The sequence below is a fragment of the Microbulbifer maximicatervae (SeqCode) genome (assembly GCF_052467815.1).
Genome location: NZ_CP174326.1, coordinates 3,502,275 through 3,527,399, shown reverse-complemented (window position 1 = coordinate 3,527,399; position 25,125 = coordinate 3,502,275). Strand labels below are relative to the sequence as shown.

Here is a 25,125-nt window from a genome sequence, read left to right as displayed (position 1 = left end):
TCAGTAAGATAGTGTCTTTTTGTAAAATAGAATTTGATAAATAAGACACCCTATTTTGAATGGCCAGCTTGGTACTAGTACCAACAGAAAAAAGCTAAAAATAAATTTACCTTTACGACCATTCACTACCATAGAAGCCTTCCTAAACCTGTTAAATATAAAATCCCTAAGGGCATATAAAAACAGATCAGATTAAACTATCAGCTACGACAATCCAGCGCCTTCGATTCAGGAACCACAAACTCTTCACACATCACAATGCCGACAATCGTGACTGTATTGGTAGAAAATACAAAGCCCAATGACAAAACTGGTTAACCAGTGGGTAACATGAAACTGTTTCCCTTGCAGAAAGACTTTTACGCCGCCAAAGGGACAGTTCTTGTCTTGACGCGCCACCGCAGGTGGGAGAAGCTAAGGCCACTCTGGGCAATAAAAACCCTGTCCCAGTATAAAAATGAAGTTTCATGTACACCGATTTTGGGGAGTCTCAATGCGCTCGCTGATACTGATGTGGTTGCTGTCCTTCTTTTTGATTGCCTGTGGTAGTGAACCGAAAACTCACACAGAAAATTTAAATACCGAGATCAAACCCGCCTCCAAGGCAACTATTTCCCACAATAGATCCCTGGCAAAACAACTCCCCTTCGGCGATGAAACTGATTTTCTGCTGGCTAAACGAGGCTTTATTGAATCTATTCCCGGCGCCCAAGTGAAAAATACCGAAGGTCGGGAAGTCTATGGCCTATCCCAGATGCAATTTTTACAGGGCACCCCTCCTGATACCGTCAACCCCAGCCTTTGGCGTCAGGCCCAGCTCAACGTCCTGAATAACGGCCTGTTCAAAGTGGTAGATGGTATCTATCAGGTGCGCTCGCTGGATCTGGCCAATATGACTCTTGTGCAGGGAGAAAGCGGCTGGATTGTTATCGACCCTCTCACTTCTGCGGAGACTGCAGCTGCAGCACTTGCACTGGCCAACAAGGCACTAGGAGAGCAACCGGTAAGTGCAGTTATCTTTACCCATAGCCACGCAGACCATTTCGCCGGAATAACTGGAGTTCTGACTAAAGAACAGCTCGCGAGCGGTTCTATCGACATTATTGCACCAGAGGGTTTTGCTGAGGAGGCGATTAGCGAGAATGTGCGCACCGGAAACGTAATGCAACGTCGTGCGTTATACCAATTTGGAAATTTGCTGCCCTCCAGCCCGGAGGGTTTTGTCTCCTCCGGCTTAGGCAACCGGGTATCAGATGGTGAGCACGGAATAGCTACGCCAACAATAGAGATTACTGAAACCGGTGCAGAGATGACAGTTGATGGAGTGGACATCGTCTTCATTAACACGCCCGGGGCCGAAGCACCCGCAGAGATTGTGTTTTTCTTCCCTCAATTTAACGCACTCTGCATGAGTGAGATCGCCAACCATACACTGCATAATATTTACACTCTGCGTGGTGCGAAAACCCGCGATGCCAAGGCCTGGAGTCGCTATATTGAGTACGCCATGGAGAAATTTGGCGATAAGACCGAGGTGGTTTTCAGCAGCCACCACTGGCCCACCTGGGGCAAAGATGAAGCTATGGATTACCTGGCTAAGCAGAGGGATCTTTATAAATATATCCACGACCAAACACTGCGCCTAGCTAACCACGGTTACGATATGGTCGAAGTTGCAGAGCGCCTTGAGCTGCCCGAGAACCTTTCTCAGGCTTGGGCCAATCGAGGATATTACGGAACTGTCAATGTTGGAGCCAAGGCAGTTTACAATCGATATTTGGGTTATTTTGATGGCAACCCAGCAAACCTCCACCCTATTCCTCAGGAAGAAGCTGCAGAGCACTACATCGACTACATGGGGGGGGGAGAAGCCATTATGGCTCGAGCCCGACAGGATTTTGCCCAGGGCAATTATCGCTGGGTAGCCATGGTGCTAAAGCACTTGGTTTTCGCTGAACCTGAGAACGAGCAAGCCCGTTATCTATTAGCTGACAGCCTAGAGCAACTCGGCTACCAGGCAGAATCAGGTATCTGGCGTAACTTTTACCTCTCAGGTGCCAAGGAGCTACGCCATGGAATTGAGTACCGTGAAGAAATACTGCCCGATGAAGAAATAGTAGCGCGAGTCCCTCTCCAGCTGCTTTTCGACGCGATGGCGGTGCGCCTTAACGGTGAGAAAGCGGCAGATGCAGATATCCGCTTAAATATCGATATGACTGACACTGGAGAAAAGTACTTAGTCGTAGTGCAAAATGGGGTACTGCACGGCTACCCCGGCCGACACAGTAACGAGCCCTCTGCCAGCCTCGCTCTGAACAGTACCGACTTACGTATGATGTTTAGCGGGTTAGTAGGCGCCCCTACTCTAATCAAAGATGGTAGACTCAAGGTAAGCGGAAATCCTTTGGCACTAATAAAATTTGGGCGGTTATTTGATAAGTTTGATCGTAATTTTAGCCTTGTTACACCATAAAAAGCTCTGGCGGGCAATCCTTGGTTAACTTTAACTAAAGCTAGTCATCCACTTTGCAGAAATACTCATAGAAGCCCCATGGAGCTACTTCCCTATAGAAACAATTATCCTCGCGGTGAAGTATTTCTGTCACTTCCCGCGCCTCAAGCTCATCATAGTGATTTAATTCAAAATACTGTTCCGACTCAGAAACCAGTGTATACGAGGCGAAGTTTTGACTTTCCTCAGTATTGAGTTCCTCCTTATCGAAGTAAACCCTCACCTCAGTTTCTGTAAACTCAAAAAATAAATGCCCAAAAAAGTCATCCTCCATAAACTTTCGCGCTTTCTCTGGGACTCCCTGAACTTTACTCATACTGGAAATTGTTCTGTCCGCATTAGATTTCCAAACACCTACTAGCGCACTCTTTTTAGCCTCACATGCAAATATAAAGGGGAATATAGAGAAAAAAAGTACTAACTTATTAATCATTTACCACGCCAACAAAAGGATAATAAAACCGAAAATATAGCCCTATAGAGCGACTCACAGGCCCAAACTATGAATTGAGCCTCCTAGAGCTATCACAAAGATATGGACTTGGCGAATATATTTTGAGCCTCCCCTACTCTGAGAAATTTAACCTACTAGCCGTAGTTAACTTTGCAATCACCGAACCCACGGAAATGTGAATCTTCCATCCATACGAATCAACAAACCATTAAGAAATAACTTTTCTATCGTAAAAGAAAGATCAAACCAGGCTGCTACATATATTTTCAACAAACCCACCCTGCGGACACCCCCATTAAAACCCTGACTTAGAAGCCTACATTCAATTTTAAACTTAACAAAAACACCCTAAGCGCAAAAAAAATATAACCACAGTTCCTAGTAACTGAAGCGTAATTTGCACCCACAAGCCCTACAGGAATTTACCAAGGTAATATGCTATTAGTTAGCGTGAACCTTTGCGCATCCTCATGGTGCTGCCACGTTTCATTTCAACTTCATCTGCAGTAATAGATATGAGCTTATGTGATCCAACATTCGACATCATCAATCTATTTTCTTCCACAGACCAAGTACCATTCTGCCTCCAAAAATTATCAACCCAATGATATGAACCATCTTTATTTAAAGTTATCGTAACTTTTTTCGAGACAACATTTCCTGCCGCATCCTGCTCATAAAAGGACCAGGTGCCATTAAGCTCAGCAGCCTCAAAGGCATTAGCCATACCTGAAACTAAAGAAATAAGACTCGCCAGAATAAGTTTTCTTATTATTACTTCCCTCTAATTTAGAATATCTGATTTTACCGAATTCCACTCATATATATCCAAAAAACAGCAGGTCAGATGCACTACAAACAGTGCTGCAACAGGCATCCCAAGTCCGTAACTATTTGGCTTCTGGATAAAATTAACGGAAGCTATTTTGAATTTATTCTAACATCATCAGCATATCATGCATAAATTGAGCGGCAATCTATAAACAAATTAAACCTCTCTATATACACTTCTCATGAACGCATCAACAGCCTCCATATTATCAAGAGAAAACGTAAGCTCTACGGGTGTTTCACCATCGCTATTCGGTAACATTTTAACCCCACCTAACTTTCTTAATAAAATAATAGCATCGGGTTAATTTTGCTCTGCAGCGCAATGTAAAGGGGGGCTCCATATCCGTTTCTGCACCTAATAGAATCTACATTATGCCCAATAAAGTCCGCCACTGCCTCTACATTTCTAAAAATTTCCTCAACTCATAGTATGATTCTTACGCCCGTCATATTAGGCCTTAGGGTGCTATCTTTTTCATGACAATCAAACAACTAGCAAGCAAGGAGTAACAACCCCAAGGACTCACCCGACCGCGACATCATACTCGGTATAAAATCATAACCGTTACTTATCGAATCTAACTTTAGGCATTTTATAGTAGTGTAGTACCGACAAAATGGTACCAATTGGTATATTTAACAAAGAAAAGGCCGCAAATATATGAAGGGGAATTTGACACCAGGATTTTCTACGAAAATAACCAATAATGCAGAATGCTTCAGCCCCAAAAAATAAGGTGATAAAGCCAGCAACCATCACATTGGCTACCGTAATATTATCCTCGGTCCCAATCAATCCAACCACAAAGATTAAAATAAAAATAACATCTCCAGCAAGCCGCAATCCCCATACAAAATTCAATGTCTGGATTGCCCTGGATTCTTCTATTTGCCGGCGCGACTCAGCCAACCTCTCCGAAAGAGATAAATCCTTATATGGCTTCGTCGGCTCTAATTCAGAATCAGGAGGGCTATAAATTGACTCTTCCATTTTTACACCTACTTACATAAAATTTCTTGACACATATGCCTTACATCAGGCCAACAAACTCCTAAGGCTGTGATACCCCAAATACTACCAGGCTAAAGCGCCGCAGCCTATTTTTTGTTTACTCTACATTTCTATTATTATATTTACGAATCAGTGCAATTGCCAACTTAGATTTATTAGAGATGATTTTTTTCGTAATCCTTCAAGAACGAGAAATTCGGCAGCCTGAAAAGTTAACAACTTTTCCTTTGCTCCATCGATATTTCCCGCTTCAATACTCTGAAAGATATCATAATACTTTACCGCACTATATAAAGCATAGTTTTCGCGCAATTTTCCGCAATGACGAGCATCTGTCACATTCAGTTACAGTGATTAAGTAGAAAATTGGAACCAACAGCCCACACAACTTCATTTTGTTTCATATGACCAATATGGATCCGAAGATTTTCAGTAGCGTACTCGCCATTACTAAGCTTTTTGGCACCGAAGCCAAAGATTAGATTGCCCTTGATAGTACGGATTTGTTCCTGCAACTTAGCTACAGAGGCTTGGAAGTTACTATACCTTACCTCGGAGTCCTTCACTTGGCCAAAATGAATTGCATTGTCTATATCGATTTTGAGCGTATAGTTGACCAAGTAACTAGAGGCATTAATAACCTTAGGCAAGAAATAATATAGAAATAGTAATACTACCACCCCTCCAGGGACTATCCTCTGACCAAATATACCCCTTTCAGTGAACGAACCACCCTCAATGGAAGATACAAGTGTGACCCATGCCAACCAAGTAGCAATAATGGCAATTCCTATGAAAAATCCTAACAATATACAAAGCCCTAGTGAATCAAGAAGACTCGCTTTGTAGTCGATTTTCGGAATTAGATACTTCCCACAACATTTCTTCATAGTGAGTTTTAACCCCAGCCGCACAAGCAAGCAACCTGCCACAAGCACAAAGCGTGAAACCTGTATTTGTGCCGGTGCTCCCTACGAATAATTTCAGTCATGAAGACCAGTACCCATATTATCATCAAGCACTTCTCCAGTTTGGTGGAGCCCGACGACTGTAAAATTTTCAGCCACCCAATGCAGATTGGTAATTATTTCTCGAATCGCTTTTCTATCCAGACTCAAGCTTAAGTGTGCGTAGAGAGACTGCAACTCACCGGAAAGCTGTATGCAAGAAGTCGCGACTATATCAAGCTTCCATCTCAATTCTTCAGGTTCCATTTTTTATTACTTATAATCGGGATAGGGAGGCACCTCACGATGCCCCTCCTCCCACACCACCAGGCATACGGGTCACGTACCATGGCGGTTCAATTCTATTCCCCTTCCTATCTGCCAATTCCGGCAGCCCCAAGTTCCTAAAGTATCTATTTGGCAATGCTCTGTAAAGGGCAGGACTTTTGCTTAGCCTCCATGGTCCATGCGCTGATTTGGCCGTGTTCCACGCTAAAAAACGATCAACGCCCAGCCTTCTTAATCTGCGGTAACCACTACGTCCCCATTGCTTCCATAAATAACATCGCAACTTCCGCCTTATCCACTTGTCCAGATCTTTCAGAGGGCTCAGTACTTCACTGATGTCAAAGTACGCTTTCCAACCAAGCAGGGACTTCTTTAACTCTTCCATGATCTGAGTAAACTTGCGGCCTCGTGTTCGGCGGGTGATCATTCTGATCTTGGCTTTCAATTTATTCATCGATGATTCTGATACCTTTATCCGGGCATCTTTCTTCAGCAATCTAAATCCTAGAAAGCTCCGCTTCCAGAAATGATCCTCTGCACTCTTCTCAGTATTTACTGTGAGCTTCAGCTTACATTTGATGAAGTGCGTAAGGTTTGCTTTTATCCGTTCTGCAGACCGACGACTTCCCACCAGTATTTGAAAATCATCGGCATATCGCACAAAACTGAGTTGGCGCTTGTGCAGCTCCCAGTCCAGTTCGTTAAGCACAATATTCGCTAGAAGTGGCGATAACGGCCCACCTTGCGGGACGCCTTTTGTTGTAGCTATTACCTTGCCATCGACTACCGTTGGCGCTTTTAGGTATCGATTTATCAACCCCAGCACATCAGCCGGTATTCCGCTTTGCTTCAGTGTTAGCATGAGCCTGTCATGATTCACTTCATCAAAGAAGGATTTCAAGTCCATATCGATCGTCCAGCGCTTTCCTTGCCGGACAAAGTTTTGGACCTGTCTAATCGCCTGGTGTGCCGATCGATTTGGTCTAAAACCAAAACTAAGAGCATGAAACTTCGGCTCCCGTTGCTCACTGAGTATCTGTGCGATAGCTTGCTGGATCAATCTATCTTGCACCGTTGGTATACCCAATGGACGCAGGCCTCCATTGCCTTTTGGTATAAAGATGCATTTCACCGGTTGAGGACGATAGCTACTACTTAACACCTTTTGTCGGGTAGCAATCCAGGTCTGCTTAAGATGTTCCGGCAACTGTTTTACCGTCATACCATCGAGACCTGGCGCACCCTGGTTACGAGAAACTTGTTGTAATGCTCGAAACAGATTATTCCTATCTAGAATTCGCTGCATTAAAAGAGATGGGAAATTGGACAATGTATGATTAAGTTTCCAGTTTGATGTTCATCCAGAAAAAAATATTTTTTTTCTGGCAACTAAGTTACTTGTCAGATGCAGTCATCAAGCTCTGCATTAATAATACTGTCCAGAATTGTTCAGGCCTTCAGTAGCACGAAATCTACCTACTATGCCCTCTGCTGACTTCTATGGGTCGGTCAAAACCAATCTCTCAGTTTTCAGTTATTCCATTAACAACCCATAGACCTCCCAGGGTAAGACATTTAACTTTCTTCACGTAGATGCTGGATTTATAAAAAGTAGGCCAATTGTGGATGGAGAGCTTTATGGTCACGTGCCCACTGGCTCCACCTACGTCACACCTCATATCCAGTTCTTGTTCATCACCCCGTGAATTTGCGTTGAGCTTCCTCCAGCTAATACCTCGCGATATTAACCTTGCCCTTTCGCTAACCTTCGGCTCCACGAATACCTGGTAAGAGGACTTTCACCTCTCTAGTTAAATGCCATGCCTGGCACACACGCTGCTAGCAAGGGCAGCCGAAGCAACGCGTAGGCTGTCCAGCCCAGCCCCGGAGGGGTTGGGCGAGCTTGACTAGCCTGGTTATGGCTGGCGCGCACTGAACCACCTACTTGCTCTCTACCAGCCAACTTTGGCTGGCCACTGCCCGATAAATTTAAAGGGGAAAATACCATACTTTCCCAACCGGTTAACTATCTGATTGGCACTCCATGATGGCGTAGCTGGCTTGCAGGGCTTGCTGACTTAAAACGATGGCACTGGAACGAAACTGTAGTACCAAATTGCAGAAAAACTCTCAGAAAAAAGTGCTCAGATAGAGATTGATGCTTGCAGCAGCTACAGAACATCTGAAAATCGGCCGCCACAATAACGCCTCAATAAAGGGCCGGAACGCAGCGGCGAAGCCGCGGAGTGGAGGTCCAGCCCCGTAGGGGCATCTTTGATTGATTTGTTATGTCTAAGATCTTGCCCATTGCGACCAACCTTCTGATTTAAATAGTACGGAGTTTGGTGGAACATGCCTACCCCGAATAGCCTGAGGCACTTCACCCCACTTAGACTCGAAATATTTTATGGCCTCAAATCGTAATTGGCGCCAGTGACTACGAACTGGTCCTGGGTAGCTACGACGCTCTCTCATTGATATGCGAACAATATATGAGCGGAATTGACGTTTTTGAATATTGCACCAATTCGACTTTTTATAGTGGAATGGTTTGCTCGTGTATTTAAAAGGCTCAATCCTCTTAAGCCAAACGATTTCATCCATACTTAAATTCTTGTGAGAACATAACGCCCGCGCTGTGTTTTATACACATTATTTAAGTCCATTTAGAGTTTCTGCTGCCTCTATATAATGAAGTAGCTTGGTGTATCCCTGCCAAACGGTTTTAACTCCTGGCTCGCCATCCCCTTTACGCCCCAAAAAACCTCCTAAACCTGCCAACATACGGGTTATCTCCCTCATGCTTGGGGGTTCATTTGGTGGAGTAGTTTTATCTCGCATCATCCATATCATACGCCATTCTTTTTCAGAGTAGGCACTTGTACACGGTGCGTCAGGAACTCTTCGTGCATGCGTAGTTATCGAATGTAGCCGCCATCCAATAATCATATAGATCGCAATGCAGTTCAACATGCGCTGCTCTGTTCTAAAACGGTTACTTTCTATCTGGCATCCGCCTTTCACCACCCGAAAATAGGTTTCAATTTCCCACCGGCTTCGATACCACTCAATGATGACCCTTGCCTGCTTAAAGTCTTCAACTGGAAGATCAGTTAACAGCATCCACTCAATGCCTTTTTCACCCTCTGGTGGGTTTAATTCTTTAGCCAATACAGCATAGAGAGAAAGTGGTCGTTTAGATTTTCCTTTCCCAAGTAGCCGTATCTCAGTAGTGGATACACTGACTTTGGCTTTTCTTCCAGATTCACCATTCCGTTTGGGAATATCTACCGTGTATAGACCAACAGATTTCTGCTCATTCATATGATCCCAAAGCAAAACCGTTTCTTCTCCATCGAGCTCTAAAGTGCGATTGGCCTTAGCTCGAACGATATAGCTCGCCCGCCGCTGTTCACTTTGATCTTCAGCCAGTTGAAACCACTCATGAATATCACCCTCTCTATCAGCAATACTCACAATTGTACTTTCAGGGCAGCGCTCCTGTATCTGACAAGCCGTTTCGTAATGGTCTAGCCAGCGTCGACTCTCCTTATTCTTTATCGACTTGGTATAACGGGAATTAGAGCTTGATTCCTTGTCTCTCTGCCACATACTACCCTCAACAACACCCAAGTTAACTCTTGATGGCGTTATAGCGATGGAGGTGTGCAAGAGTTGCTGATTGGTCTCTTTCCGCCTAAGTGTTCCCATCTCTTTACTTTCTAAGTCAGTGGCAAAATTTAGAAAGGTGGTATCTTGAGGGATAAGAACAACGGGCTGCGCCTTGATTCTCTCAAGAGTTGCCGATTTATGGCCGCTCATAATAGAATCAAAATTGACTTTATCATTTTCGATAAAGCGATAAGCTGCAAACGTTTCTGCCCAAGTTTTGTTTGCACAGGGAATGCTATTCTTTGGATCTGAACTTAAACTACTAAGAATATTGGACAAGCGCTTATTCAAACGTGTATCACCCATAACCTGATTTTTTACTTCCTCCATGACCCAGTCCTGCATAATTATCCAATCAAATCTGTAATTCATGCCAGGTCAAACTGTAACTTATTGATTTACATAATAAAACCGGAAAAACTTGTGTATAAAACTTAGCGCCCGCGTAATAGGCGCGAGCCTGCGAGCGTCCTAATTGACGCGTTTGTTAGCTCAGATTGACTCATAGTATGCGACCAAACCCTTGCAAAACTCTTTACCTTGAGACTCGATGCCGAATTGCCCAATTTTTTTCTTGAGTTCCATAGCTCTCATACTCTGGTGCACATTATGATTAAGCGACGGATACAAATTATGGTAAAAAAGAACTGCTTGGTACTCACCTATATGGAAATTCTGTAAGTGTGCATCGATAGATTTGGTAGCCTTCCATACCACTGCTTGATATTTTAATAGACGATCCCTTGAGAGCCTTTCGATAGGAATTGTTTTCACATCACCACTAACTCTGGCAGCTTCTATCTCCCTACCAAAAGCATGTGCTACGTTATTTCTTAGGTTCCTCATCCGATCCAATTCGGAAACATGGTTCTTTAGATACCTAGGAGCTTTTCCAAACGCACGCTCATATGCTGAGATACGACTATCCCAAGTGCCTTTTGTACACGACGTAACAATATCGTCAAAATCAAATGGCCTATCCTTACCGTGCTTTAATATCTCTATTCCATCTATCCGGTGTGAGACACCATATAAGGTTCCTATATCAGACTCCAGTGCCAGTGGAACTATTGTAGCAATATACGTTTCTAAGTTAGACAAAATAGCCACAAGAGCATTTAAGTTCATCCAATTTTCAAGGTCATTGAACGCTGATATCCAGTCTTCTAAATCACCGAAGTTTTTAGGTTCCCAAGGACGATCAAATTTAAAATGCTTGTCGGGCTCATCGTTTTTTTGAGCACCATTTTTTCCCAGATTTTGATATGTGTATTTTCTGCCGGTGTCAAAGGACGTGTACATTCTTTGAAATTCAATATTGTGTTTTTTAAACACCCTCCACGCCCAAGAACTTTTTGCTCTCGGTTTCCATCGATCAAACTGGTACGTACTTTTTCCCATAAGTCCCTTTGCTAGTTATATTAGGAGCTAACAGCTATATAGTAATCATTCTGACCACTATTATATTGACTACTATCTCATAATCAATCTGCCGCCACCACTACAGTTTCCCATTGAAAGTCAGTTAGTTACACCAAAATGGCACGATTAAACAAACTGCAAAAACGATCACTATGACTACTATCTCAATTTTACCCTACTCACGTAACCCCATAATTTATAAGTGTTTTTCACCGTTTTTCAATCGAACCCAGAAATAACACTCATCATGATCATATTTCACCGTGCTGGCACTTACTAACTGGCGCAAATTATAGTCTAACCAATATTCGAATGAACTTAGCCGTGAACCGTGAACCGTGAACCGTGAACCGTGAACCGTGAACAGGCTCCTAAAACTTAATATTTAGAAAGAGGGAGCAACTTTGAGGGCAGGCATGTCTGGATGGCTTAAGTAGATTTTAAAGGCCAAGAAACTACCTCTACACAATAACCTATTAGACCTCAAGCTTTCTTACTACCAAAAATCTATTTTTGAACATTTAAACGTTCTATCACTTCCAACACCGAATTAAAGCCCTTCGTATGAAACGCATTCATACCCACCTTATTCGCCACCTCTACATTTCTAGGGATATCATCCATGTAGACAACACTACTGGCTTCAACTTCCAGCTGCTCAAGCGCGTGCTTGAAAAATGCTTCATCGGGCTTTGCCATACCTATAAGGTGGGAAGCAAATATTCGGCCCAAGTAGTTATGTGCATTAAATTCATGAGTGATGCGTGGCCAGTGAAGTTCATTGGTATTTGTCAATGCGGCCACTCTGTAGTTTGTCTCTAGAGAGCTGAGTAATTCAATTGCTCCTGGATAGAATCCAGCAGGCCAGTTTGTGAAATGATCGATAATAGTCTCTATCGATTCCTCTATTTCCAATTGAGATTTTAAAGCGTTTGCAAATTCTTCCGTGGTGATTTCTCCTCTCTCAAACTGCCTTACCGGACCGGAGATAATGACATCAGTCACAGGCGCTTTACCGGTTGGTAATGGACGGCCTTTTAGCTCTATTAGTACGCCGCCGAGATCAAACAGTAATACATCAATTTTCAAAACCCATAACCCTCATATTTTCAATGGCCAGAAACGCGCTGCTCACTCTTCACCATCAGATACGCCTCGGAGAGATCAAGGCTAGTGCTATCAAATTAGCCAATATCATTCTTATCGTCCTACTTTCTTTCTCACTATGATCTAAGATCCCAAGTACAATCAGAAGCTAGTAAGCAAACTATGACGACTTCCCTTCATGAGCTTGTGGAGATGGTGCTCGCAAGAAAGATTAGCGCAGTATCACTGATTGAAGAAGCTTGTGACAATGCAGTTGCTCATTCCGAACTCAATGCTTTTATCTGCCTCGATCGGCATGGCGCCCTTCAAAAAGCCAAATGCATTGACAGGGAATTGGCCTCCGGTAGCCACCGTAGGCCCCTTGCCGGTATCCCCATCGTTGTTAAAGACAATATCAATGTAAAGGGTATGCATACCACTGCTGGGACCCTTGGCATGAACTTTCTGCCGAAGTCCTCTGCCCCAGTGGTTGAACGGCTAGAGGGATGTGGGGCCATAGTGGTTGGGAAGACCAATCTACATGAACTCGCCTTTGGCGTAACCTCCAATAACGCTGCATTTGGTGCCGTAAGGAATCCGTGGGACATCGCTTACTTCCCCGGCGGTTCATCGGGGGGCACCGCTGTTGCTGTAGCCGCGGGGATTGTGCCCGCTGGCCTCGGCACCGATACCGCCGGCTCCGTCAGATTACCGGCGGCGTTAACTGGTATTGTTGGCTTTCGCCCTTCAACTGGCAGCCTTAGCAGCCAGGGAGTCGTACCCTCTGTGCCAGCATTTGACACTATCGGCCCTATGGCTGTTAGTGTCGAAGATACCATCTATCTGTTTGAAGTGATGACAAGGGGCTCCGTACCCCAATGCAAGCCAATCAATCAGTTGCGCTTGGGGCTTGCCCACCCTCTATTTGACAACCTCTCACCTGGAGTAAACCAGTCTTTCAGGGCTCTAATAAGCACCCTTATTGATGCCGGAGTAGACCTTGTAGAAGTAGACCTTTCGCCAATAGTCAGCGCCGCTCTCGAAATCGGATTTCCCGTCGGATTTCATCAGATGCGGACAGCCATGGGGCATTTTCTGGCGAATTATCAACCGCAAACTCAACTAGAGGGTTTGGTAGCAATGATCAAAAGTGAGGATGTGAAAGAGGTCTATCAGGAATCAGTGCTCGGCCCTAAGGCACCGCCAGACTCAGCTTATCAAGCGGCCTTAAAGAAATTGCCTGCTGTGCACGAGAGCTATTCGAAGATCATCCAGCAGCATCAACTGGACGCGATCGTATTTCCAACTGCACCTATCGAAGCGCAACCCCTGGAAACATCCTCATATCAACTGGAGCTAAATGGACAGACACTCCCCACCCTGGACACACTGATATACAACAATGTCTCCGCACCAGTTACCGGTGCCCCAAGCATCAGCATCCCCATCGGGCCTGGTACCAATGGATTACCGGTGGGCTTGGAGATAGATGGGTTACCTGGAGCGGATTTGGCACTACTTGCCGTAGCTAGACAGATCGAACAGGTAATAACACTCCAAAAGTAAGAGGAACTATCCCCCCTCTTCCCCTCGGGGAATTGTCTTCCATATAGCGGTATTACTTGATGAGTAAATTGCTTTACCGTCAGTTGCTACGCTATACACACCGCCGGGAACAGGGTAAAGATTAACCAGGGAGCCGTTCTCTCGATAGTGTCGCAGTCCGTCACCTGCCGCCACCCACAGATCATTTTTGGGGCCAGTAACAATAAAACCATCAGGAATCCCTACTGGTACCGACAACACCCATTGCTTCTCTTCCAATTTTTCCGGGGTTAGCAAAGAGCTTACATAAATGTCTTTTGTTTTTTTGGGGTTGTAAGGATTCTTTCCATCGATAGCTGCAGTATCACCAATATAAATTTGGTTGCCCATTGGAGAGATTGCCAACCCATGAGGCATCATGTACTCCGCTGACAAGCGAATTAACATTTTTGTTGAAGGATCAAAAGCGTAGACAGCTGGCGTTAACATTGGCTCAGGCTTGAAGCCTTGGTTGTAGCCATAATCTGGATCGGTGAAGTAGATCCAGCCAGAGGGTGACTGTACAACTTTATTGGGTGAATTAAATGGCTTACCTTTATAGGCATCTACGAACACTTCTCGTTGACCGTCTGAAAGGCTTATGCGGCTGATAGCGCCCGGGATTGCTCCTTTCCCCTGCTCTGCAACCAATAAATGTTCACCGTCATTGCTAAGCCACATGCTGTTTGCCATATTGCTTCGGTGCTTCCAGGTTACAACTTCGCCAGTAATAAAGTCGTAGTAACGGATCGATATTTGTGGATTCTCAATCTCTAAATCTGGAACACTGGTGAAGTAGAGACGTTTCTGGGAGGGTACATAAACAAGCCCCTCATGTGCATCCGTTTCCACCAAGATCGAATGGGTAGCCTGCATCGGGGAATTCCCCAGTAGATAATTGCTGTAAGTAATAGCCAAGAAAAGGACTGAGCTGAAAAGCAAAGAAAAGAAGACACTGGGGGATTTAGTAGTCATATCGCCCCTAATTAGACTTTATCTGTACGGATACTTCGGCGACTATTCTACTGTGAGCCGCTGAAGGTATCATCAGGGTCATTCTCTGAACCCACACTGGAAACGGCCTTATCCAGCATTCTATTGATCTCCCCACTCTCCTTTAGGCTTTCTAGAGCAGCATTTAATCGTTCGAGCAGTTCCTTATTCCCTTTCTTAACACCGATACCAAAGGGCTTTGGCGGGAAGTCTCCACTAATATTCACCAGACGATATAAAGTCGGATAGGCTGATGCCTTACGCAAAAGTACTAGGTTAATAATGTCATTGGAGGCAGCATCAGCATTTCCGCTTTGAACAGCCTCTAAGGTCGCTGAGCTTGTGGGCGCTACAACCAATCTTGCCCCCTCCAATGACGGCAGGACAGCACGCATTCTTTTTAGGGAAAGTGAGCCTTTAGTAACAGCAATTATCTTACCTTCCAGATCAATAAAGCTCTCAATATCGCTATCTTTATGGACCAGTAAACCCTCCCCAGTGACGTAATAAGGAATCGAAAAGTCCACTTTTTCTTCGCGCTCTGGAGTGATGGTAAACTGGGATACCACCATATCCACTCTTCCGTCTTCAAGTGCCTTTATACGATCCTCATCCAGCACACGGGTTAGCCTTATATAGCCAGGGCCGCCAAATAACTTCTCCCCAATTGCCCTGACCAGGTCAGGCTCAAAGCCTTCTATAGCGCCAGAAGAGGGTTCTCTATACGCCAGCCCTGGAATATCATAAGTAACCCCAGCAACTAGCTCTCGATCCTCAAGATCAGCCCAAACATACCCCACATAAATAACCGATAAAACTAGCAAGCTGCCTATTAGACGGGACACTAGATACATAGCTAAGATCCAGTAATTTCAAATATATTGGCTCAGAGCCCCCTAAGTAATTCTGTAATATCCACTGAGACACCAAAGGCCGAAACCTTAGTCGACTAGCAGAAAGAGGCTATAGGTAAATATAGGCGTATATAAAACCAATACAGGTGATACTGCACTTTAAGCTACTACGGATATTGGCTTGCTGGCGTATCTATAATTGACAAGCGGACTATTCGTGCCACCAATACAATAAGCGCAATGTTTTTTCATTTTCATAATTACTAACATTGCGCTTGTTGACACCCACTTACTGCTTAGCACCTAACCCTTTCTCTTTTTCAACACCATCAGTTTTGCAAAGGTACGCACGGAGACTGTCTCCACCAAGTAGAAAGGACTATCACTAAAGAGTTGGTTCCATTCACTCAACGTTCGCTCCCGCCCACGAGTTCCCATCAACATCTGCATGTCCATGGCAGCCAAATTAAGGTCTGCGCCCTTCTCAGGTAATACTGCGTCAACAATGGTGAGCGTAGCATTTTGCCCTTGCATGGCAGAGTAAATATTATTAAGGAGTCGCTTTGCCTTACTGTCATTCAGCAAGTGAAAAACGGCCGTACACAAGTAGATATCCTTATCACTATTAGCTACCGGCAGCCTATCGTTAATAATATCTGCTGGGAAGAAGTCCAATCGCTCTTCAACTGAATCACTCAATGAGTTTTTCCAGTACTCTCTTGCCGTCCCCTCAACATTATTCCTGTCGACCACCATCGCCATCATGTGTTTATATGAAGAGAGGACACTCGCACTTTTGCTGCCTTTTGCCCCGCCCAAGTCAATAATCCTATCAAACCTGCTCCAATCAAAATCTTGTAAATACTGTAGCCCGGTAAGATTATCAACGGTATCCATAGCGTCCGAAAACAGCGTGCTCACAGATTGATGATCATTCATATAATCAAACATTTCCTGATCATAAACACCTTCAAAAGGCACACTCCCATCTTTAATATGGTCTTCAAACCCATTAAACCAAGGCTTGCTGAACTCAGGGGAGTTATGCATAAGCACCATGCTTCTTACGCTGTTACTGGCATCACTGCGCAACACTTCAGAGTTTCGATTGTGTGAAAAGTGCCTTGCTTTTACCTCCTTAAAAATCCCCATTGCACACAACATCCTCATCAATCGATATAGATGCTCTTTATCTGCATTACAATCATTTGCCAGTTTTTCTACTGGAACAACTTCACCGTTAATATGATCAGCTATATTGAGTCGGACAGCCGTATACAGACATCTAGACTGCCAAAATAGCGATCCAATTTGCATTACTCGAAATGGCGGCGGCATCAGAGCATTAGGAATATTACAAATACTATTAATCATATTAGAAGCGCGTTGAAAGACCCAATTTACGGCCCTATTTCTTTGCATTGACTGGGGCATAAGAACTCCTCAGAAATAACATCTGATTAAAAATAGATAAAAGGGACAGGCGTCAACTTGCTGAGGCCATATCGCTATAAGCTTTGCAAACCTGACTTCAGAAGTCGGCCATTAAACTCTGCAAGCTGTTTTAAGAAATCGGGGTCCATAACGTGCCCCATTTGCTCTTCCAGGACGGGTTTGGCCAACATCGGCAACATAGCCAAACTGACAAATGAAATCCTGAGTAAATCATACTTGGGGTCTTCAGGTTCAGCTTCTTCACCCTTAATTTCAGCTAACCGCCGAGACCCCCTTTGACGCCCCCGCTCCAGGAGCTGACGGATCACATTTTTCCCCGGCCCTTGATTAAGGGCCATGACTTTCAGGATCAGAGCCGGAAACTTGGGATTCTCTTGCATGGTGGAGTAGTAAAGGGCAAAGAAATCTCCAAAATCCCAATCGCCATCAAGGCTGAGTTGCTCTACGGCCTCGATCAATGGCAGAAGGGTTTGGCGGATCATATCTTCATAGAGGCCATCCTTGCTACCGAAGTAATATCGAATCATCGATACCGCCACTCCAGCCTTAGCAGCAATCTGGCGAGTTGTGACCCGTTGGTACTCATCGTTCAAAAAGCACTCTCGCGCCGCATCGATTAGCCGATTGGCAACATCCGACTCCTGCATAGGCCCGCTCCTTCCTATCTAGCTTGCAAGAGAGGCTAACAGGGCACTCTACTGCCTTCCAGGCTATTTGTTGTTCAATTTGAGGGGTTTGTACGACTGGTTGACGTGGCCCCATATCCCCAAACTGGATACGACCCCACTCATTCATATGAAATTGTCTCGAAGATATTCGTAGTTTAGAGCAAGTGGATTTGAATCTGGCACTAATTACCCAGCTAACAAAGCACCTGGGTGATCTCTAATATTCAGAATACAAGTATTGCTAATAACACCAAGATATACACTCGAAAATTGATAGTCATCCTCTACATTTTATCTCGTTCGTAAGCCCATCCTTCGAGAAATGCCACGAATCAAATCTCGCATTCTGAATCAACTTAAAACCACCTATCGACCTCAAATCCAAACATCGGTATTCTCCCGCGCGGCGGCATATTCATCCTGATTTAACTTGTTGCCAGAGTTAATCAGACATGCCTCCTACTCGACTATTTATGGATAAAAGTTTGGCAAAACATTAAAAACATTTTCAAAGCAGGAACATGAAAATGAAACTATTTACCAGTACAGCACTGGGAATTTCAGCGACCTTGACTCTAACCTTGCAGTCGGCAGTGGCATACAGTCAGGCTGTAGATATAACGATACCAAGTTACACCGGCAATGAGTTTGCTCAATTGGAAGAGCAACCCAAATCGAGCCAAGTCATTATTGATGGCAAACTATACCAGCTGACCGGAGATATGCTGGAGCCAGTTCAAGAGGATTCCGGTCAAGTTAGCATTATGTCCGCTGTTGAAATATCAGCGAATAAGTGGCCTGATGGAATCATATATTACGACTTTTACGATAGTGTCACTGAAGAAAATCAACAGCGTTTTATCGACGCCACCAAAGTCTGGGAAGAAATTGCAGACTTACAATTTTTAAGGCGCACCGATCAATCAGACTACGTTCACGTAAGAAACGGAACTGAAAACCGCTCCATGGTTGGAAAAACTGGCGGCGGGCAATTCTTCAGCATGAACAACTGGGATACCAAGTACATTATTGTCCATGAATTGGGCCATGTTATTGGTATGAGGCATGAACATCAGCGATCTGATCGTGATGAATATGTCGAAATCATTGAGGATAATATTAAACCCGAGTATGTCCACAATTTTGATATACGGCAAACCCACAACTACAGTAACTATGACTTCCTGTCTGTCATGCACTATCCATCACGTGCATTTTCGGTTAATGGCCAAGAGACTATTATCCCTAAAACGGGTTATGAGCACTTCAGCCGTATAATGGCCCAGCGTATCGACTTGGGCGGCGGTGATCAGGTTGCGGCAGCATCCCACTATGGTGCGGTCAATATTAATATTCCTGACCCTGCATTCAAGTCATATTTGACGTCCTATTTCGACACAAACAACGATGGTGAGATCGACAGCCTGGAAGCAGCAAACATTGAAGAAATTCGCACTCCAGGCAACGGGGAAATCCAGTCACTGCAAGGTATTCACGTATTCCGATACTTAAAGCACTTAACCGCTGTTAATGAAAACCTCACAGAGTTACCCGAATTACCTAAACGTCTAGAAACATTAAATATTGCCGGCAACTACTTGGGCACTGCGCAATTCGAGTGGGTAATGGACCGACATTTCTTAACTGATATTGATGTTACGGACAATCTCCTCGATGTCTACTCCTGCGAAGCACTTGAGTTAATTGATTCTTATCTTAATGAAGGGAGCATTAGCTTCAGCCCCGCTAAAGGCGGTAACTCAATAGTTTGTGATGAGGAGGCAGAGCTAACTCTTATTCCATCAAAAACGCGAGAGAACTTAAGTAGCAAAGGCGAAAAAGTATTCCATATCGACGTGCCCGAAAATGCTCAAACCTTGACAGTTATTACTGACAATTCAGGCGATGAACTGGGCGGTGAAATGAATATGTATGTGGCCTATAATCGCCAACCTACCCCAGCCGATTTTGACTTCAGTTCTAAAAATAGCGGTAATATTGAAGATATTGAGATCACTTCGCCTGAAACCGGCCGCTGGTACATATTACTGTCTCCTATCGAACGCTCCTTCGAGGGTGTAGATTTAACGGCAACGGTAACCCTGGCTGATCAGTCCGACAATATTCTGGTTAATCAGAAACCTGTCAGCGGTCTTAATGCCAGTGCAGGAGAGTCGTTGTTCTACACCATCACAGTACCGGAAAATGCCAGCGACCTTTCATTTGAGATGACCGGTGGTAGTGGCGATGCGGATCTCTATATTCGTTTTGCTAGCAGACCTACTGAATCGGTCTATGATTATCGGCCCTATTTAGGCGGCAATGAGGAGTCCGTTGCTATAGCAAACCCAACTCCCGGGATCTGGCATGTCATGCTCCACGGCTATACAGACTTCGATCAAGTATCCCTGACCGGCTCTTTTACTGAATCATCTACTGATGAATTTATAATTCCCGGCGAAGTTATCTCTGACCTGAATGGCCATGCAGGAGATCAATTAGAGTTTAAGATTGAAGTTCCTGAAGGAGCGACCCAGCTTTCTGTAGCTACGGGTGCAGCGCTATTCAACTCCATTGGTGATGCAGATCTCTACATCAAGCACGGTGAACCCGCCACTGAGTCAAATGCCGACTACGCTTCTGAAAACTGGGGCAACTATGAATCCATAAATTTGAACGCTCCTCAATCGGGCACTTGGTATATTACTATCTATGGTTATACCGACTTTGAAAATGTTTGGATTAGTGCTGATTATTGAAGCATGAATAATTAACTAATAATTTGGTAGTAGAGCTTCGTTATATCATCGAACTCTACTACTCCTCCTCTTGAGGAGTAAATTTGCATAGAATTTTACTAATGACTTAACCACTTGTAACATTACAGTATGTATTTAGAGGTTAAGAAATGACTATCCCCACGCGCCAGATCCGCGCTAGCTTTAATAATCACACCATTCGCGTCTACCAAGCATACAACACAGCCATTGCAAATTCCGCCCTACAAAACAGAACCTTTGTATCCCCACCATTCAAAATGGAACGTATGACCTGGATTAAACCCTCTTTCCTATGGATGATGTACCGTTCGGGTTGGGGAGAAAAAGACAGCGGGCAAAACCGCATTCTGGCGATAGATATCACTAGAGAAGGATTTGAATGGGCCTTACAGAATAGCCTGCTTAGCCACCAAACCGATCAATACCAAACGAAAGAAGTATGGTTGGAAGCTAAGAGAACTACACCTGTCCGTATTCAATGGGACCCTGAACGGAGTTTAGATCTGGAACCCCTTCCTCACAGAGCTATTCAGATTGGGCTGTCGAATAAAGCTGTAATGCTTTACGTTAATGAATGGATTCAGAAAATTACTGATGTAACCGAAAGTGCCCACAGAATTCACCAACTAGTCAAAGCTAGAGAATTTGAGCAAGCGGAAAATCTTCTTCCCTCAGAGGTTGAGTACCCCTTAAGTATTTCATTAAAAGAAAGGTTGGAAATGTAAACCTGCATGGCCAATACCAACGTTAAGCCCCTGTGACACGTCCAAAAATCGCAAAGTCCGATGAAAATTTTGGTCAGCAAATGGGGCTCAATTGAACTGATGGTATTAGTTTTAAAAACCAATATAGAGAATGACAAGCAGCGTTATCCTTCCCCCCAGTAATACAACAAACCGCTGTAGACTTTTCAAACAAACACAAAAATATAGGCACTAAAATGATCTTATTGGATTTTATTAAGTTTGTTTTAGTGTCAAAGCTGCGTAAAATTGATGAATATTTATCGGAATTAGAGTCTTACTCAGCAGTTTTTTAAGGATTGTTGATTCAAGCAAATCCAAGACTCATTTCTTAGAGGAGAACAGTAGCGTGACGTAAAAGTAAGTAAAAGGCGCTGACCCAAGGTGCTACCAACACCAGGGGCCAGCTAACCAAATTGATAAATCACCTATCAAGATGGCTGTATGCATAGTACGCTAGAAACCCGCTCGTCTTCAATAAAGCTGAGCGCAATCAGAAGCTTGAAGCGATTGCCCAAGCTCTGGGAGCGTAGTGCCCGCCTTTTCTTCTTTTATGCTTACCGTTCTCGCGCTCCCCCCCTGCCCTTCCTGCAATCACGACTTTCTAAGCCTTCCGGTTTCGGAGCCAAAAAAATAGCTTGAAATTCAGTAGGAAAAAATATGTTGATCTTAAAGCGTCGGACTGGTGAAAACCTAAGAATTGGAACAGACATCTCACTCAAAGTGCTGGAGGTTAAGGGTAACCAAGTAAAGATCGGGATTCATGCCCCCAAATCCCTAGCAGTTCACCGCGAAGAAATTTATATACGTATTCAAAGGGAGCAGAAACTCAGTAACAGAAAACGCTGAGAATCAACTTCCCCTTAAATGAGGGCCCACAGCGGGCCTCAACCGCAATCTATCGGCCAAGGTTTTCCAACTCTTTCATGAGAGCAGCACACTAAGCCAACCCAAAGAAACTCATAGGCCCCTTGAGTGCCCCCTCCAAGTTAGAGCCCATACCTCCTGGCCCGCTAAATCCAAAGCCACTAAAACTACCACCTTTGCTCGCTTGCCGCGCAAATGCGAATCATTATCATATTCGGCAGTTTACTTGCTGGAAGTCCTCTCATGTTTCGCAAAACCCTGCTAGCTACTGCACTCGCAGCCGCAGTACCCGCCTCCCTCGCCAATGAAACTCCCTCAGATCAGCCCACGGTAATGGAGGAAACCGTAGTAGTCGGTGTGCGCCAGCGCCTCTATGAGCGCGGAGCCTTGCTGGATGCAATCCAGAAAACTGAGGTTGTTGATGAAAGTCTGATCAAATCCCTGCAGGCGGTTAACCTCACTGACGCCATTGAAAAGTCCCCCGGTGTTCGGGTTTCCAATGAGTGCTCCATGTGCGGGGTCAAACGAATAATGCTGAACGGCATGCGCGGTGAGCACTCCACCATCCTCACCGACGGCGTTCCTCTTCACACCATGATGGCTGGCTATTACGCAGTGGATGCACTGGCCACAACAGGTGTCTCTCGTATCGAAGTGGCCCGAGGTGCGGGAGCATCGCTGCTCGCACCCGAAGCAATCGGCGGAACCATCAATGTCATCTCCAAGGAAGTCGAGGAAACCGGCCTCAACATCAATGCCTCCATGGAGGACAACGACAGCTACTTTCTAGGCATGATGGGCGGCTATGTAAGCGATGATGAACGCACCCGTACATCGCTGGTCATTCAGGATGATAAGCACCACCAGATGGACAATGATGACAACGGAGTTAGCGAAGCACCGCTGCAAGAGAACGCCAGCTATGTAGTTCGCCTCTCCCATGACCTGGGTGAGCGGGACAACGTGGTACTGCGCACAGCCTATACCGACTCCAGTATTTTTGGCGGCCCTCAGGGATACAGCATTGGTTCCGTCCTACAAGGCTACGATGGTGTGGAATCTGACCACTTGTTTGTCGACGATGATGTGCGGCAGCAATACATTGGCAAACCCTGGGAAACCACCGAATGGATCTCCACCACTCGCAGTGAAATTTCCTCAAGTTGGCTCCACGAATTCAGCGAATCCTATAACACGCTGTTTACTGTCGCCTGGTCTGAGCACAAGCAGGACTCCTTCTACGAAGGGTTCGATTACACCGCTACAGACACACTCAACTACTTCGACCTGCGCAACAATTTGATCCTTAACGATCAGCACATGCTCACCTTTGGTGTCGATCTTCGTGATGAATCCATGCGTTCCGACTCTGTCGCAGGAGAGGAAAGCGATAATTACATCGAAGACAGTTTCGACTACCAGACCACCGGCCTCTACATACAGGACACCTGGACCGTTTCAGCGGACCTCGAAGTGGCACTGGCCATACGCGTAGACAACGCCAAAGCCGACTTTGTCGCCGAGCAAAAACCCGGTACAGAGATCGATGAAACGGTGGTCGCCCCGCGTATAGACCTCCGCTATCTGCACGACGACCAGTGGACCTCCCGGGTAGCGCTGGGACGAGGATACCGAGCCCCCCTATCCTTTTTCGAAACAGATCACGGCATTCTTGATGCCGGTGATGGCTTTGCCATCGAGATCGAAAACCTTGAAAAATCTCTATCTGCAACTTATGCATTGAGCTTCGAGGGAGAACGCCTCAACAGCACCCTGTCACTGGCATTTACCGAAGTAGATAACCTCGCAGCACTGAGCGAAACCGAGGATGGAGTACCACTGCTTACCCAGATGCAGGAAAGCGCCTCCGTAGGTGCTGCCGATATCACTCTCGGCTATGCGCTTACCGAAAATTTGTCTATCGGTGGCACACTGGAGACCTATGATTACGACGATGTTTTCCGGGAATCTTTTGCCATTGCTCCAGTAGAGCAGCGTGCACTATTTAATCTGGATTACAAAGCCGACTACTGGATGCTATACGCCAGCGCTACCTGGGTAGGCTCCCGGGATCTGGATGAATTTGGCTACGAAGGTTTCAACCAGTTGGGCGACTCCAGTTTAAAAAGCACGAGCGCAGACGCCTATTGGACAGTAGATCTTAAATTAACCTTTGACGTCACTGAAAACCTGAGCCTGTATCTGGGCGGAAACAACCTGACAGATTACACCCAGGTTGAGGAAGGTGAGAGCCCTCTATTCTGGGATACCAGTGGTGCCTACGACGTAGCCTATATCTACGGCCCGCTACGAGGGCGTGAATATTACCTGGGCTTCGACTGGAACCTGTAATGCGAACCTGGCTCGCACTAATCACACTTCTGTTCGCGCCTGCTGGCGCGACAGAAGCTGCCATTTTCCTTTACGATTTTGAACTGCGCAGCCTCGCCGGCCCCGAGCGTATCAACCTGCAGCAATTCAAAGGGAAACCCAGCTTAATAGTACTGGTTGAACCGAACTGCCCCTGGTGCTTTCGCCAGGTTCGAGCACTCAACCGGCTTACCAGCGAGTGCCCCCAACAGTTTCAACCCATCGCTCTAGGTATCAATGGCTCCCGAAAAGCCCTACTGGCCGAATATCGAAAGCTACGCCCGGAATTTCCCATGCTTCAGGCAAGCACACAGCTTCAACAAGTACTGGGCGAAACTCCCGGCACTCCATTTAGCTTCCTTATCGCCTCCAACGGAGAGCCGCTCAGCTGGCTAAGGGGTTATATTCCGGATAAGAAACTACAGCCGATTTTGGAGAGGAGCTTTGACTTCAAATGTGAAAGTGCTCTCGGGACAGCCTCATAAATTAGAGAACTGAATACTGCAATTTTTGCTGAGATAGGAACCCTGCTAGATCTTAAGTACTTATAGATTGAAGATATAGGCAGTGATGCTGTAGATATC

General features: G+C 45.2%; 21 protein-coding genes. 7 read left to right on the top strand and 14 right to left on the bottom strand.

Translation table 11 applies throughout. The features are described from left to right. The first annotated feature begins 493 nt into the window (after window positions 1–493). Window positions 494–2,473 carry an alkyl/aryl-sulfatase gene (locus tag ACJJIW_RS15440; RefSeq protein ID WP_444894175.1) on the top strand — a complete coding sequence of 660 codons (1,980 nt, stop codon included), beginning with the start codon at window positions 494–496 and terminating at the stop codon, window positions 2,471–2,473. A gap of 40 nt (window positions 2,474–2,513) precedes the next feature. Here ACJJIW_RS15440 and ACJJIW_RS15435 read toward each other — a convergent pair whose 3' ends face one another. The 10 genes from ACJJIW_RS15435 to ACJJIW_RS15390 form a co-directional block, all read right to left on the bottom strand. Next, window positions 2,514–2,828: a hypothetical protein gene (locus tag ACJJIW_RS15435; protein WP_444894176.1), complete on the bottom strand. Its 315-nt coding sequence runs from the start codon at window positions 2,826–2,828 to the stop codon at window positions 2,514–2,516. A gap of 583 nt (window positions 2,829–3,411) precedes the next feature. Continuing rightward, window positions 3,412–3,693, bottom strand: a complete 282-nt coding sequence (locus tag ACJJIW_RS15430) for a hypothetical protein (RefSeq protein ID WP_444935630.1) — start codon at window positions 3,691–3,693, stop codon at window positions 3,412–3,414. 672 nt (window positions 3,694–4,365) lie between these two features. Continuing rightward, window positions 4,366–4,791 (bottom strand): hypothetical protein, encoded by a 426-nt coding sequence (locus tag ACJJIW_RS15425; RefSeq protein WP_444894178.1) that lies wholly within the window; start codon window positions 4,789–4,791, stop codon window positions 4,366–4,368. Between the two features lie 150 nt (window positions 4,792–4,941). Next, complete coding sequence (locus tag ACJJIW_RS15420; protein WP_444894179.1) at window positions 4,942–5,151, bottom strand: hypothetical protein; 210 nt, start codon at window positions 5,149–5,151, stop codon at window positions 4,942–4,944. A 2-nt stretch (window positions 5,152–5,153) separates the two neighbouring features. Next, complete coding sequence (locus ACJJIW_RS15415; RefSeq protein WP_444935629.1) at window positions 5,154–5,750, bottom strand: hypothetical protein; 597 nt, start codon at window positions 5,748–5,750, stop codon at window positions 5,154–5,156. A 45-nt stretch (window positions 5,751–5,795) separates the two neighbouring features. Beyond that, complete coding sequence (locus ACJJIW_RS15410; RefSeq protein ID WP_282933231.1) at window positions 5,796–6,026, bottom strand: hypothetical protein; 231 nt, start codon at window positions 6,024–6,026, stop codon at window positions 5,796–5,798. Between the two features lie 34 nt (window positions 6,027–6,060). After that, on the bottom strand, window positions 6,061–7,353 hold the full coding sequence (gene ltrA / locus ACJJIW_RS15405) for a group II intron reverse transcriptase/maturase (protein ID WP_444935628.1): 1,293 nt from the start codon (window positions 7,351–7,353) through the stop codon (window positions 6,061–6,063). Window positions 7,354–8,699: 1,346 nt separating this feature from the next. Beyond that, window positions 8,700–10,064, bottom strand: a complete 1,365-nt coding sequence (locus tag ACJJIW_RS15400) for an IS4 family transposase (RefSeq protein WP_507021870.1) — start codon at window positions 10,062–10,064, stop codon at window positions 8,700–8,702. Between the two features lie 147 nt (window positions 10,065–10,211). Then, the gene (locus tag ACJJIW_RS15395; RefSeq protein ID WP_444894182.1) at window positions 10,212–11,054 is read right to left on the bottom strand and encodes a hypothetical protein; all 843 of its coding nucleotides are present in this window, start codon (window positions 11,052–11,054) and stop codon (window positions 10,212–10,214) included. 594 nt (window positions 11,055–11,648) lie between these two features. Next, window positions 11,649–12,230 carry an HAD family hydrolase gene (locus ACJJIW_RS15390; RefSeq protein WP_444894183.1) on the bottom strand — a complete coding sequence of 194 codons (582 nt, stop codon included), beginning with the start codon at window positions 12,228–12,230 and terminating at the stop codon, window positions 11,649–11,651. 180 nt (window positions 12,231–12,410) lie between these two features. Between ACJJIW_RS15390 and ACJJIW_RS15385 the strand changes: the two genes are divergently transcribed. Then, on the top strand, window positions 12,411–13,793 hold the full coding sequence (locus ACJJIW_RS15385; RefSeq protein WP_444935626.1) for an amidase family protein: 1,383 nt from the start codon (window positions 12,411–12,413) through the stop codon (window positions 13,791–13,793). Between the two features lie 6 nt (window positions 13,794–13,799). On the opposite strand, the gene ACJJIW_RS15380 is transcribed toward ACJJIW_RS15385, so the two are convergent. The 4 genes from ACJJIW_RS15380 to ACJJIW_RS15365 form a co-directional block, all read right to left on the bottom strand. Continuing rightward, entirely contained in the window at window positions 13,800–14,786 is a 987-nt protein-coding gene (locus ACJJIW_RS15380; RefSeq protein WP_444935625.1) for an SMP-30/gluconolactonase/LRE family protein, read from the bottom strand. 47 nt (window positions 14,787–14,833) lie between these two features. Further along, the gene (locus ACJJIW_RS15375; protein ID WP_282933242.1) at window positions 14,834–15,658 is read right to left on the bottom strand and encodes a transporter substrate-binding domain-containing protein; all 825 of its coding nucleotides are present in this window, start codon (window positions 15,656–15,658) and stop codon (window positions 14,834–14,836) included. Window positions 15,659–15,961: 303 nt separating this feature from the next. Beyond that, window positions 15,962–17,092, bottom strand: a complete 1,131-nt coding sequence (locus ACJJIW_RS15370) for a methyltransferase (RefSeq protein WP_282933243.1) — start codon at window positions 17,090–17,092, stop codon at window positions 15,962–15,964. A gap of 74 nt (window positions 17,093–17,166) precedes the next feature. Beyond that, window positions 17,167–17,760 (bottom strand): TetR/AcrR family transcriptional regulator, encoded by a 594-nt coding sequence (locus tag ACJJIW_RS15365; protein WP_282933244.1) that lies wholly within the window; start codon window positions 17,758–17,760, stop codon window positions 17,167–17,169. Window positions 17,761–18,308: 548 nt separating this feature from the next. On the opposite strand from ACJJIW_RS15365, the gene ACJJIW_RS15360 reads away from it, so the two are divergent. From ACJJIW_RS15360 to ACJJIW_RS15340, 5 genes are all read left to right on the top strand, one after another. Then, window positions 18,309–20,540, top strand: coding sequence for a pre-peptidase C-terminal domain-containing protein (locus ACJJIW_RS15360; RefSeq protein ID WP_444935624.1), 2,232 nt, complete (start codon window positions 18,309–18,311; stop codon window positions 20,538–20,540). A 149-nt stretch (window positions 20,541–20,689) separates the two neighbouring features. Further along, complete coding sequence (locus ACJJIW_RS15355) at window positions 20,690–21,286, top strand: DUF4291 domain-containing protein (RefSeq protein ID WP_444935623.1); 597 nt, start codon at window positions 20,690–20,692, stop codon at window positions 21,284–21,286. 678 nt (window positions 21,287–21,964) lie between these two features. After that, on the top strand, window positions 21,965–22,153 hold the full coding sequence (gene csrA, locus ACJJIW_RS15350; protein ID WP_282933247.1) for a carbon storage regulator CsrA: 189 nt from the start codon (window positions 21,965–21,967) through the stop codon (window positions 22,151–22,153). A gap of 261 nt (window positions 22,154–22,414) precedes the next feature. Beyond that, window positions 22,415–24,523 carry a TonB-dependent receptor plug domain-containing protein gene (locus tag ACJJIW_RS15345; RefSeq protein ID WP_444935622.1) on the top strand — a complete coding sequence of 703 codons (2,109 nt, stop codon included), beginning with the start codon at window positions 22,415–22,417 and terminating at the stop codon, window positions 24,521–24,523. Then, window positions 24,523–25,026: a TlpA family protein disulfide reductase gene (locus ACJJIW_RS15340; RefSeq protein WP_444935621.1), complete on the top strand. Its 504-nt coding sequence runs from the start codon at window positions 24,523–24,525 to the stop codon at window positions 25,024–25,026. The genes ACJJIW_RS15345 and ACJJIW_RS15340 overlap by 1 nt, the downstream gene beginning before the upstream one ends. Window positions 25,027–25,125: the final 99 nt, after the last annotated feature.

What these genes read in the sequence shown, in the direction of transcription:
- ACJJIW_RS15440 (WP_444894175.1), top strand. Translation starts at nt 494, where the DNA reads ATGCGCTCGCTGATACTGATGTGGTTGCTGTCCTTCTTTTTGATTGCC.
- ACJJIW_RS15435 (WP_444894176.1), bottom strand. Translation starts at nt 2,828, where the DNA reads ATGAGTAAAGTTCAGGGAGTCCCAGAGAAAGCGCGAAAGTTTATGGAG.
- ACJJIW_RS15430 (WP_444935630.1), bottom strand. Translation starts at nt 3,693, where the DNA reads ATGGCTAATGCCTTTGAGGCTGCTGAGCTTAATGGCACCTGGTCCTTT.
- ACJJIW_RS15425 (WP_444894178.1), bottom strand. Translation starts at nt 4,791, where the DNA reads ATGGAAGAGTCAATTTATAGCCCTCCTGATTCTGAATTAGAGCCGACG.
- ACJJIW_RS15410 (WP_282933231.1), bottom strand. Translation starts at nt 6,026, where the DNA reads ATGGAACCTGAAGAATTGAGATGGAAGCTTGATATAGTCGCGACTTCT.
- ltrA (WP_444935628.1), bottom strand. Translation starts at nt 7,353, where the DNA reads ATGCAGCGAATTCTAGATAGGAATAATCTGTTTCGAGCATTACAACAA.
- ACJJIW_RS15400 (WP_507021870.1), bottom strand. Translation starts at nt 10,064, where the DNA reads ATGCAGGACTGGGTCATGGAGGAAGTAAAAAATCAGGTTATGGGTGAT.
- ACJJIW_RS15385 (WP_444935626.1), top strand. Translation starts at nt 12,411, where the DNA reads ATGACGACTTCCCTTCATGAGCTTGTGGAGATGGTGCTCGCAAGAAAG.
- ACJJIW_RS15380 (WP_444935625.1), bottom strand. Translation starts at nt 14,786, where the DNA reads ATGACTACTAAATCCCCCAGTGTCTTCTTTTCTTTGCTTTTCAGCTCA.
- ACJJIW_RS15375 (WP_282933242.1), bottom strand. Translation starts at nt 15,658, where the DNA reads ATGTATCTAGTGTCCCGTCTAATAGGCAGCTTGCTAGTTTTATCGGTT.
- ACJJIW_RS15370 (WP_282933243.1), bottom strand. Translation starts at nt 17,092, where the DNA reads ATGCCCCAGTCAATGCAAAGAAATAGGGCCGTAAATTGGGTCTTTCAA.
- ACJJIW_RS15365 (WP_282933244.1), bottom strand. Translation starts at nt 17,760, where the DNA reads ATGCAGGAGTCGGATGTTGCCAATCGGCTAATCGATGCGGCGCGAGAG.
- ACJJIW_RS15360 (WP_444935624.1), top strand. Translation starts at nt 18,309, where the DNA reads ATGAAACTATTTACCAGTACAGCACTGGGAATTTCAGCGACCTTGACT.
- ACJJIW_RS15355 (WP_444935623.1), top strand. Translation starts at nt 20,690, where the DNA reads ATGACTATCCCCACGCGCCAGATCCGCGCTAGCTTTAATAATCACACC.
- csrA (WP_282933247.1), top strand. Translation starts at nt 21,965, where the DNA reads ATGTTGATCTTAAAGCGTCGGACTGGTGAAAACCTAAGAATTGGAACA.
- ACJJIW_RS15345 (WP_444935622.1), top strand. Translation starts at nt 22,415, where the DNA reads ATGTTTCGCAAAACCCTGCTAGCTACTGCACTCGCAGCCGCAGTACCC.
- ACJJIW_RS15340 (WP_444935621.1), top strand. Translation starts at nt 24,523, where the DNA reads ATGCGAACCTGGCTCGCACTAATCACACTTCTGTTCGCGCCTGCTGGC.